The organism is Clavibacter lycopersici, assembly GCF_003576405.1.
Taxonomy (GTDB): Bacteria; Actinomycetota; Actinomycetes; order Actinomycetales; family Microbacteriaceae; genus Clavibacter; species Clavibacter lycopersici.
Window position 1 is genome coordinate 1 of the sequence record NZ_QWGT01000091.1, and the last position, 9,909, is coordinate 9,909.

The window sequence follows — 9,909 nt, forward strand, 5'->3', positions numbered from 1 at the left end:
CGAGGCGCGCTCGATGGAGGTGTCGGTCGTCCGCGCGTCCGCCCCCACCGCGGAGGCCGCCGCCGTCGCGACCGAGCGCGTCGTCGCCCGCCTGCGCACGGCCGACGCGATCGTCGCCTTCAACGACGTGTGCGCCCTCGGCGTCCTCTCCGCCTGCCGCCGCGCGGGCGTCGACGTGCCGGGCGACGTGCGCGTGGTCGGCATCGACGGCCTGTCCCTCGGCCGCCTGCTCGCGCCGACCCTCACGACCCTGGCGGTGGACCTCGACGAGCTCGCCCGCCACGCGCTCGACCTCGCGGTCGCCATGATCGCGGGTGAGCTGCCGCGCTCCGGCCCCGAGGTGGTCCGCACGGTGCGGCACCAGCTGGTGGTGCGCGAGTCGGCCTGATGCGCGACGAGGCCGCCGTCGGAGCCGAGGAGCAGCGATGCCGCGCATCACCCCCACCCTCTGGTTCGGCGAGGAGATCGAGGAGGCGGCGCGGTTCCACGTCGACCTGTTCCCCGGCATGCAGGCGACCGAGGCGGTGTCGCTGTCGATCGCGGTCGGCTGCCACGAGGAGGTCGACCGCTACTGGGACGCGTCGGCCGACGGCGGGACCGAGGGCCGGTGCGGCTGGGTGCGCGATCGCCGGGGCTCCTGGTGGCAGGTCGTCCCGGGGGCCATGGTCACCACGGTGGGCGGGCCCGACCCCGCGGGCGCCGCGCGCGCCATGGCCGCGATGATGGGCATGGGCAGGCTGGTCGTGGCCGATCTGGAGGCCGCGTACGACGGGCGGTGACCGCACGCGCGACGACGCCCGTCGGATCAGGTCGCCGGGTCGGCCGCGGCGCGCGCGTACCGGCCGGCGAGGTCGGCGCATGCGGCGCGCAGCTCGTCCGGGCCGACCACCTGCATGTCGGCGCCGAAGCGGCCGAGATCCGCGGCGAGGGCGTGCCACGACCAGGATCCGGAGTCGTACCGGCACCGGCCGGGCCCGATGTCCTCGACCGTGCCATCGCCGGCGTACGGCGCGACGGCCGCGGCGGGCAGGTCGAGCAGGACCGTCCCTGCGCACGGCCAGCCACCGTCCGTCGACGGGGATCCCCGGAACCGCGCCGTCAGGAACCCCGCCGCGTCGCCGCCCGGCACCTCGCGGCGTTCGAACCGCCGGCCACCGTGCGACTTGAGCTCCACCCGGTCGACGCGGTGCACGCGCCAGTCGTCGCGTTCGGTCGACCAGCCGATCACGTACCAGCGGCCGGCGCGCAGCACGAGGTGGTGGGGCTCGATGCGCCGCGGCGGTCGCGGACCGGTGGGCGTCTCCGTCGCGCCGGTCGCCGGCAGGAGGTCGAAGCGGATCTCCTCCCGCCGCTGGATCGCGTCGCCGATCCGCAGCAGCGCCTTCGGGTCGACGGGGGCGCGGTCGCCGCGCGACGGATCCTCCGCCGCCTCGATCTCGAGGCGACCGACCCGGGTCGCCAGGCGATCGGGCATCAGCCGCGTGACCGTGCGCAGGGCGCGCGCCGCCGCCTCCTCGACCGCGGTCCCGGTCAGCGCGGTGGTCCGCAGCGCCACGGCCACCGCGAGCGCCTGCTCGTCGTCGAGCAGCAGGGGCGGGAGGGCGGATCCGGACCCGAGCCGGTAGCCGCCCAATGGCCCGCGCGTGGTGTCGATCGCGTAGCCGAGCTCGCGGAGCCGCTCGACGTCACGCCGGATCGTTCGCGGCGTCGTGCCGAGGCGCGCGGCGAGGACCGGCCCCGGCCACTCGCGCGGCGACTGCAGCAGCGAGAGCAGGGCGAGGAGCCGACGGGAGGTGAGGGCGGAGGAACCGGAGGGCACGGATCCATCCTCCCGCCGGAACAGGACGCATGCGGACCTGTACGCGCGATGAGCTGTCCTCGACGGCGGATCCGCCGTCATCCGGCGCTCGATCGCGAGCGCGCATCCAGGAGGACCCATGAGCATCACGACCACCCTGCACGTCAACTTCCGCGGCCAGGCGGCGGAGGCCCTCGCCTTCTACCACCAGGTCTTCGGTGGCGACCTGGTCGCCGTCCCTTACGGCGAGACCGAGGCCGGCCAGTCGCCGGGGCAGGAGGAGCAGATCGCGTGGGGCGAGGTCCGCTCGCCGGAGGGCTTCCACGTGATGGCGTACGACATCCAGGACGCCCTCCCGTACTCGCCCGGCGAGAACCCGTTCTACCTCTCGCTCCGCAGCGAGGACGCGGCGCTGATCGAGCGGTTCGGCGGCGCGCTCGCGGCCTCGGCGGGCGTCACGATCCACGTGCCCTTCGGGCCGGCGGCCTTCTCGCCCTTCTACGGCAAGCTCACGGATCGCTTCGGCGTGACGTGGATCATCGACGTGATCGTGCCCTGGCAGACGGGGGCGTAGCGATCGCCCGCCGCGGCTTCCCCGAGCTGGATTGTTCGCATAGAATGCGAACATGCTCATCACGGTGGATCCCACGGCGAAGGCGTCGCTCGCCGAGCAGGTGGCCACGCAGATCCGCTACGCCATCGCGCGCGGCGAGCTCGCCAGCGGGGAGCGCCTGCCCTCGGCGCGCGACCTCGCCGCGTCCGTTGACGTCAACATGCACACCGTGCTGCGCGCGTACGCGAGCCTCCAGGACGACGGCCTCATCGAGCTGCGACGCGGTCGCGGCGCCACGGTCATCCGCTCGGGCAACGCCTCGTTCGACCGCCTCCGGACGCTCGTCGAGGAGCTCCGCGACCAGGCGGAGACCCTCGAGGTGCCGCTCGACGACCTCATCACCATGATCAAGGGAGCACGATGACGACCACGGCGCCTCTGCCACTGCCCACCGCCGCGCGCGTGGCGGTCGTCGCCCCCGCGGTGGTCGTCACCCTGGCGCTCGGCGTCGCGGCCGTGCTGCTGGCGCCCGCGCTCCCCGGGCGGATCGCCGTCCACTTCAGCGCCGACGGGACGCCGGACGGCTGGGGCTCGCCCTGGCTGATGCTCGCGATCGCGCTGGCCCTGGCGCTCGGGGCCGTGGCGCTGGCCGTCGCCGCCCTGCGGGCGCGGGACCGGCGCACCGCCGCCACGGTGCTGCTGGTCGTCAACCTCCTCGCGGGGAGCCTCGCCACAGCCTGGATCGCCCTCGCCCGGGCCGGATCGGTGGGCGACGGCACCCTGCCCATGTGGTGGAGCGTCGTGTTCCTCGGCGTCGGCGTCGTGGCCGCGGTGATCCCGATGACCGTCCTCGTCCGCGCCGCCGGGCCCGTCCCCGCGCACGACGTGCCGCCGCTCCAGGTCCCCGCCACGGCGCGCGTCGCCTGGCGCGGGCGCACCGGCAGCGGGTGGTTCGGGGGCATCGGCGCGGCCGTCGTGGTGCTCGGACTCGTCGCCGCGGCCAGCGCGCCGGTGGGGGATCCCGCCGCCGCCGCGCTCACCGGCATCCCGCTGGTGGTGGCCGGGCTCGCGATGCTGGCGCTCGCCCGCGTCGACGTCACGGTCGACCGGCGGGGCCTGCGCGTCGTGTCGGCCTGGACCCGGATCCCGGTCATGCGCGTCCCCCTCGCCCGCATCGAGTCGGCCGGCTGGGAGGACGTCTCCCCGGGGCAGTGGGGCGGCTGGGGCCTCCGCTTCTCGGGTCGCGGCGTCGCCTACGTCACGCGCTCCGGTCCTGGCCTCGTCGTCCGGCTGAGCGGCGGCCGCGCGCGTCTCGTGACCGTGGCGGACGCGGATCGCGGGGCTGCCGTCCTCGGCGCGCTGCTGGACGCCCGCACCGCGCGTCCCGCCGGCTGAACCGCCGAGCCGGCTGCGGCTCACGGCCGCTGCGACGGAGCCCCGGTCAGCTGAGGCGCAGCTCGGTCAACGCCCGGATGCGGAGATCCGGCTCCTCGAAGACGTCGGGCCACGCGTCGGATGCGCGGGCGAGGTGGACGGTGCCCAGCCCCGCGGCGCGCGCGCCGTGGAGGTCCCACGGGTGCACGGCGACCAGCGTGCAGTCCTTGGCGTCGGCGCCCGTGCGCGACAGGGCGTGCGCGTAGGCGTCGCGGTGCGGCTTCCAGACGCCGACGTCGTCCACGCTGAGGAACGCGTCGACCGCGTCCGCGACACCGGCGCGCTCGAGCAGCGAGCGCGCGTAGTCGGCGGATCCGTTGGACAGCGTGACGACCCGGTGCCCGGCGGTCGCGAGCGCGCGCAGGCCGTCCGCCACGTCGGCGTGCACGGGCAGCTCGGCGAACGCGGCCATGACGCGCTCGACGCCGTCGTCCACGGATCCCTCGAGATCGGGCTCGGCGGCGAGCAGCACGCGGAGCGCCTGCCGGGCCACGTCGGCGAAGGGGCGCGCACCGGTCGTGAGGCTGAGGGCGAAGCCGTCGCGCAGCGTCGCCGCGAGCCACCCGGTCGGCGTGGCGGCGCCCGCACCGATGCCGGCGAGCACGTCGCCGAGTGCAGCGGTGTCGGACAGGGTCTCGTTGACGTCGAGGATCACGGTGCGGGGCATGCCTCCACCCTGGCCCGGCGCCCGTACGGCGACCTCGACGGTGGGGCAGGCGCCGCGCCTCAGGCCCCCGCGCGCTCCGAGAGCAGCAGGAGCAGCAGCGACCCGAGCGCGACCACGGCGATGAGGCCCATGAGCCACGCGAATGCGAGGTTGCGGGTGCGCACCGTCGGCACCGCGGCGGCGACGACGAGCATCGCCACGTACAGCAGGGCCGTCGCGACGATGCCGGCCAGGGGGATCGCCGTCTCCAGCCGGTGCGCCGCGACGAGCAGCCCGACGGTGATCCCCGCCATCAGCCCCGCGGGGACGAGCCACTGGCGGCGGCGTCCGGTGCGGATCGCGGGCTGGTCGCGGACGTGGGTGGGATCGGGTTCGTGTTGCTGCGGCATGCTCCCACCCTCCCGCTCCGGGCGGCCGGCGGCTACCGCTACGCCAGCGCCGCCAGCACGACCTCGGCCGCGCGCGCCACGAGGGCGTCGTCGTGGTCGCGCTCCGGGTCGTTCCGGGTCGTCAGGATCGTGACGACCAGGGGATCGCGGCCCGGCGGCGTGACCACCGCGATGTCGTCGCGGATGGCGCCCGCGCCGCCCGACTTGTCGGCCACGGTCCAGCCGTCGGGCGCACCTGCCCGGATGAGCGCGTCGCCCGTGGCGTTGCCGCTCATCCAGTCGAGCAGGATCGCCCGGTCGTGGTCGGAGAGTCGGTCGCCGCGGAGGATCCCGGCGAGCGCACCCGTGAAGGCGGCGGGCGTCGTGGTGTCGTCGGTGCTGCCGGGCTCGATCCGGTTGAGCTCGTCCTCCCGGTTCACGACCTCGGTGGTCGTGTCCCCGAGCTCCTCGAGCGCCCGGTCGAGGCCCGCGGGCCCGCCGATGCGCTCGAGGATCACGTTCATGGCCGTGTTGTCGCTCTCGCGCATGGCGGCCTCGGCCAGCTGCGCGAGCGGCAGGCCGGTGTCGACGTGCGCGCTCGTGACGGGGGAGTAGCCCGCCTCCTCCATGTCCGCCGCGGACCACGTCGCGATCTCGTCGCGCTGATCCGCGGGCACGTCGTGCAGCAGCTCCGCCGCCGCGAAGAGCTTCAGGGTCGATGCGTAGCCGAATCGCTCGTCCGACCGGTACGCGACGGAGTCGCCCGTCCCCGTGTCGAGGACGCTCACGCCCACGCGGGCGTCGAACTCGCCCTCGAGCGCCTGGAGCTCGGCCGACACGTCGACGTCCCGTGCCGGGGCCGTGGTCACCGTGGTCGCCTGCGCGGTGGGTGCCTCGGCGGGATCCGCGGCGCACCCGCTCGCTCCGACGACTACGGCTGCCGCGAGCGTGATGGCGGCGAACGCGGTGGTCCTGCGGGGGTGCGTCATGGTCCTCCTCGGTGGTCGTGGTCGTCGCCTGCCAGCACGGCGGACACGGCGATGCGGAGCGCCGCGGCCTCGTCCCCGAAGCGCGCCGGCTCGGTCGGCATGGCGCGCTGCGTGAACAGCCCGTCGAGCACGGTGGCGAGGAACCGGGCGCCCTCGTCGAGGTCCGTCCGCACCGGTCCCTCGTCGGCGAGTGCCTGGAGCCAGCGGCGGATGCGGTGCACGCCCAGCCGCTCGATGGCGAGGTAGGAGGCGACCTGGTCCTCCGTCGGGGTGGTCACCACGTACGCCTCGTGCAGCCGGCGCCAGTGCTCGCGTGCGCGCTCGCCGGTGCCGACCTCGCCGAGCAGCTGCCGCAGGCAGGCGATGAGGCGCTCCTCGGGCGACCGGTCGGTGTCGAGGATCGGGTCGTCCGGCACCTCCACGTCGTACACGCTCGCGACCACGGTCTCGACGAGCGCCTGCTGTGTGGGGAAGAAGTGGCGGAGGGATCCCGTGCTGACGCCCGCCCGTGCGGCGACCGCGCGGACGCTGAGCCGCGCCGTCGGGTCCTCGCCGAGCATCTCGGCGGCGGCGATGAGGATGCGGTCCCGGGTCCCCGGCCTCCGCTCGTCGTCGTCCGTCTTCCGCGCTGTCATGCCCACCTTTCTATCACAGTGTGCTAGCTTGCCGGTACGGGCTAATACGCCGTGCTAGTCCCGTGACGGAAGGGAGACGCGATGGGGATCCGACGATGGGACGAGCGCCGCGCCGCCCGGCGCCTGCGCGCGGGAGGAGGGGAGCCGCTGCCGCGCTTCCGCTGGTGGCAGCTCTTCAGCCGATCGCTCCTCGAGGTGACCCTGCCCGGACCCGACGGCGTCCCGGCCACCCACTCCGTCGACATCCGCCACCTCGGTGACGGCGACGACGGCGCCGTCCGCGCGCGGCTCTACGTGGACGGACGCCTGCGATCGCTCTCGAAGCTGCCCGCGCGGTTCCCGGTGCCCGGCGGCCGGATCGAGGTGGCGGTCGGGAACTTCGGCGTGCGGCGCTGCCATCACGTGACGGACGACGGGACGGAGCGCCAGCTGACCCCGCACGCCGCGACGGCGGAGGGTCGGCGCGCGCGCCTGCACCGGACGCATCCCGGCCTGAGTCGCGGGATCGGCGCCGTCTCGACGCTCGTCGTGCTCGTCGGTCTCGGCGTGGCCGTGCCGCAGCTCGTCGAGACGGTCATGGACATCCCGCCCGTCGAGGAGGCGCTCGGCCCGTTCGAGCTGCCCGTGCGGATCCCGCTCGCCGCCAACATCGCCGTGGGCGTCGCCGCGGTGCTCGGCAGCACGGAGCGCGCCCTCCGGCTGCGCTCGAACTGGCTCGACGACCTCGCGAGCTGACCCGCGGGAGGGGCCGGATCAGCCGCCGGAGAACGGCGGCAGCACGTCCACCGCGCTCCCGGCGGTGAGGGGCGCGTCGCGGTCGGTGGTGGCGACGCCCTCGACGAGGTAGGTGCAGCGGGCGAGGACGGCGGACGCGTTCGCCGGATCCTCCGAGGCTGCGGCGCGGGCGCCGAGCGCGTCCACCAGATCGCCGAGCACGGCCGAGGACGGCAGCTCGAGCTCGTCGGTCGTGCGGCCGAGCGCGGCGGCCGCGGCGGCGAACAGCTCCACGGGGACGATCACGTCAGCCCCCGATCGCGCTCATGGAGCGGGCGGGCTGGATGAAGTCGGCGTCGTCCATCCCGTGGCCCTTCGGCTTCGCCCACATCGCGCCGCGCCAGAGATCCGCGATCTCGGCGTCCGAGGCGCCGTAGCGCATCGGCGCGAGCAGGTCGGTCTCGGTGTGCGAGAACAGGCAGCTGCGGACGCCGCCCGTCGCGGTGAGGCGCGTGCGGCGGCAGTCGGCGCAGAACGGCTCCGTGACGCTCGCGATGACGCCCACGAGGCCCAGCATCGCGGTGCCGGCCCCGCCCTCGCGCGAGTGCACGCGCCACAGCTCGGCGGGGGATCCGTCGCGCGGCTCCTCGTCGGGCACGAGCGTGAAGCGCTCCGAGAGGCGCGCGCGGATCTCGGCCGCCGTGATCATCTCGTCGCGGTCCCACGCGTGGTCGGCGTCGAGCGGCATCTGCTCGATGAAGCGCAGCTGGTGCCCGCCCTGCACGGCCCACTCGAGGAGGTCCGCCGCCTGGTCGTCGTTGACGCCGCGCACGAGCACCGCGTTGATCTTGATGGGCGTGAGCCCTGCGGCCGCGGCTGCGTCGATGCCGTCGAGCACCCGGTCGAGGAACGGGCGGCGCGTGATGAGCCGGAACGTCTCGGCGTGCACGGAGTCGAGCGACACGTTGATCCGGTCGAGCCCCGCGTCCTTGAGCGCTTGCGCGCGGGAGGAGAGGCCGATCGCGTTGGTGGTGAGGGAGATCTCGGGCCGGTCGGGCAGGGCGGCGCACGCGGCGATGATCTCGATGAGGTCGCGGCGCAGCAGCGGCTCGCCGCCCGTGAACCGCACCTGGCGGACGCCGAGGTCGCGCGTGCCGATGCGCACCAGCCGCTCGATCTCGGCGAGCTGCAGCGCCTGCCGGTCGGGCGTGAAGGGCAGCCCCTCGGCCGGCATGCAGTAGGTGCAGCGCAGGTTGCAGCGGTCGGTGAGGGAGATGCGGAGGTCGGTCGCGCGGCGGCCGAAGGGGTCGAGGAGCGCTGGATCGTCGGGCCGGGCGGGGCCCGGAGCGGCGACGGGACGCGGCATGGCCGGCATCCCCAGCGAGGTGCTCATGCGTCCAGGCTACGCGCGCGCCGGAGCGGGGCCGACGCCGCGCGGATCCGATCGAGGGGCGCGCGCCGCGTCTGCGGTCCCTAGGATCGCTGCATGACGCAGAACAGGGACCGCACGCCCGCCCGCGCCGCGGATGCCGACCCTACGGCGCAGAGCGCGCCCGCCTCCGGACCCTTCCGCTACCGCGTGAGCGAGGCCGCCGCGCTCATCGGCGTGAGCGACGACACCCTCCGCCGCTGGGCCGACGCCGGCCGGCTCGACCTCGTGCGCGGCGAGGGCCGGCTGATCCAGGTCGACGGCGTGCAGCTCGCGCACCTCGCGACCGAGCTGGCCGCCGACGGCGCGCTCGCGGCGAGCGGAGGAGCCCGGCGGGCGGCCGCCTCGGCGCGGAACCGCATGCCCGGCATCGTGACGCGCGTCGTGCGCGACGGGGTCATGGCGCAGGTCGAGATCCAGGCGGGGCCGTTCCGGGTGGTGTCGCTCATCAGCCGCGAGGCCGCCGACGAGCTCGGGCTCGAGGTCGGCGCGCCCGCCGTCGCGACCGTGAAGGCCACCAACGTGGGCGTCGAGCTGCTCGCGCCCGAGACGCTGACGGGCGGGCGGGCGTGATCCGCGGCGCGCGCGTGGCGGTCGCCTGCGCCGTCGCGGCCGGGCTCCTGGCCGGGTGCTCCGCGGGCGGATCCGCACCCGCAGGCACCCCGGATCCCGCCCCCGACGCTCTCACCGGCACCCTCGTCGTGCAGGCGGCCGCGTCGCTCACCGGCAGCATGGACGAGGTGGCACGCGGCTTCGAGGACGCGCACCCGGGCATGACCGTCACGGTGTCCTACGGCGGCAGCTCGACGCTCGCGCAGCAGATCGTGCAGGGCGCGCCCGCGGACGTCTTCGCGTCCGCATCCGACGCGACCATGCAGACCGTCGTCGATGCGGGGGAGACGGCCGCGGATCCGCGGGTCTTCGCGCGCAACGCCTTGGAGATCGCGGTGCCGCCCGGCAACCCCGGCCGCGTCGCCGGGCTCGCGGACTTCGCCGACCCCGCCCGCACCCTCGCCCTCTGCGCGCCCGAGGTGCCCTGCGGCGCGGCGGCCGCGACGGCGTTCCGGGAGGCGGGCGTCACGCCGCAGCCCGACTCGCTCGAGCAGGACGTGCGCGCCGCACTCACCCGGGTCGAGCTCGGCGAGGTGGACGCGGCGGTCGTCTACGAGACGGACGTGCGCGCCGCCGGCGACCGCGTCGAGGGCGTGACGCTGCCGGACGACGCGGACGTGACGACCGACTGCGTCGTGGCGCCGCTCGCCGGATCCGCGTCGCCCGCGGCCGCCGCCGCGTTCGCCGACCACGTGGCGGGCGACGACGCG

Annotated in this window: 15 protein-coding genes; 8 read left to right on the forward strand and 7 right to left on the reverse strand. The window is 75.5% G+C overall.

The features are described 5' to 3' along the window. Nucleotides 1-388, forward strand: a 388-nt coding sequence (locus tag DZG00_RS07885) for a substrate-binding domain-containing protein (protein WP_147359953.1), incomplete at its 5' end; no start/stop codon positions are given. A gap of 37 nt (nt 389-425) precedes the next feature. Beyond that, nucleotides 426-779: a VOC family protein gene (locus tag DZG00_RS07890; RefSeq protein WP_119382995.1), complete on the forward strand. Its 354-nt coding sequence runs from the start codon at nt 426-428 to the stop codon at nt 777-779. A 26-nt stretch (nt 780-805) separates the two neighbouring features. On the opposite strand, the gene DZG00_RS07895 is transcribed toward DZG00_RS07890, so the two are convergent. Continuing rightward, complete coding sequence (locus DZG00_RS07895) at nt 806-1,819, reverse strand: helix-turn-helix transcriptional regulator (protein WP_119382994.1); 1,014 nt, start codon at nt 1,817-1,819, stop codon at nt 806-808. Between the two features lie 118 nt (nt 1,820-1,937). Between DZG00_RS07895 and DZG00_RS07900 the strand changes: the two genes are divergently transcribed. The 3 genes from DZG00_RS07900 to DZG00_RS07910 are packed head-to-tail and all read left to right on the forward strand — an operon-like array spanning nt 1,938 to nt 3,746. Then, entirely contained in the window at nt 1,938-2,372 is a 435-nt protein-coding gene (locus DZG00_RS07900) for a VOC family protein (RefSeq protein WP_119382993.1), read from the forward strand. Between the two features lie 52 nt (nt 2,373-2,424). Then, nucleotides 2,425-2,775, forward strand: coding sequence for a GntR family transcriptional regulator (locus DZG00_RS07905; RefSeq protein WP_119382992.1), 351 nt, complete (start codon nt 2,425-2,427; stop codon nt 2,773-2,775). Beyond that, on the forward strand, nt 2,772-3,746 hold the full coding sequence (locus DZG00_RS07910) for a DUF1648 domain-containing protein (RefSeq protein WP_119455512.1): 975 nt from the start codon (nt 2,772-2,774) through the stop codon (nt 3,744-3,746). Before DZG00_RS07905 ends, DZG00_RS07910 begins: the two co-directional genes overlap by 4 nt. Nucleotides 3,747-3,792: 46 nt before the next feature. Here the strand turns inward: DZG00_RS07910 and DZG00_RS07915 are convergent, their stop codons facing one another. Genes DZG00_RS07915 through DZG00_RS07930 form a run of 4 tightly spaced genes read right to left on the reverse strand, consistent with a single transcriptional unit; the run spans nt 3,793 to nt 6,444 of the window. Next, nucleotides 3,793-4,452 carry a haloacid dehalogenase type II gene (locus tag DZG00_RS07915; RefSeq protein ID WP_119382379.1) on the reverse strand — a complete coding sequence of 220 codons (660 nt, stop codon included), beginning with the start codon at nt 4,450-4,452 and terminating at the stop codon, nt 3,793-3,795. Between the two features lie 59 nt (nt 4,453-4,511). Continuing rightward, complete coding sequence (locus DZG00_RS07920; protein WP_119382380.1) at nt 4,512-4,841, reverse strand: hypothetical protein; 330 nt, start codon at nt 4,839-4,841, stop codon at nt 4,512-4,514. A 38-nt stretch (nt 4,842-4,879) separates the two neighbouring features. Next, nucleotides 4,880-5,809, reverse strand: a complete 930-nt coding sequence (gene bla, locus DZG00_RS07925) for a class A beta-lactamase (protein ID WP_119382381.1) — start codon at nt 5,807-5,809, stop codon at nt 4,880-4,882. Then, nucleotides 5,806-6,444 (reverse strand): TetR/AcrR family transcriptional regulator, encoded by a 639-nt coding sequence (locus DZG00_RS07930; protein WP_119382385.1) that lies wholly within the window; start codon nt 6,442-6,444, stop codon nt 5,806-5,808. Before DZG00_RS07930 ends, bla begins: the two co-directional genes overlap by 4 nt. An 81-nt stretch (nt 6,445-6,525) precedes the next feature. Here DZG00_RS07930 and DZG00_RS07935 point away from each other — a divergent pair, with 81 nt between their 5' ends. Beyond that, nucleotides 6,526-7,179, forward strand: a complete 654-nt coding sequence (locus tag DZG00_RS07935; RefSeq protein WP_119382382.1) for a hypothetical protein — start codon at nt 6,526-6,528, stop codon at nt 7,177-7,179. A gap of 18 nt (nt 7,180-7,197) precedes the next feature. Here the strand turns inward: DZG00_RS07935 and DZG00_RS07940 are convergent, their stop codons facing one another. Together DZG00_RS07940 and moaA are read right to left on the reverse strand one after the other, a co-directional pair. Continuing rightward, nucleotides 7,198-7,464, reverse strand: a complete 267-nt coding sequence (locus DZG00_RS07940; protein WP_119382383.1) for a MoaD/ThiS family protein — start codon at nt 7,462-7,464, stop codon at nt 7,198-7,200. Between the two features lies 1 nt (nt 7,465). Further along, nucleotides 7,466-8,551: a GTP 3',8-cyclase MoaA gene (gene moaA, locus DZG00_RS07945; protein ID WP_375342496.1), complete on the reverse strand. Its 1,086-nt coding sequence runs from the start codon at nt 8,549-8,551 to the stop codon at nt 7,466-7,468. 93 nt (nt 8,552-8,644) lie between these two features. Between moaA and DZG00_RS07950 the strand changes: the two genes are divergently transcribed. Both DZG00_RS07950 and modA read left to right on the forward strand, forming a co-directional pair. Then, nucleotides 8,645-9,160, forward strand: coding sequence for a TOBE domain-containing protein (locus tag DZG00_RS07950; RefSeq protein ID WP_119455513.1), 516 nt, complete (start codon nt 8,645-8,647; stop codon nt 9,158-9,160). Nucleotides 9,161-9,174: 14 nt separating this feature from the next. Then, a partial coding sequence (modA, locus tag DZG00_RS07955) for a molybdate ABC transporter substrate-binding protein (RefSeq protein WP_233550101.1) occupies nt 9,175-9,909 on the forward strand: 735 nt, incomplete at its 3' end.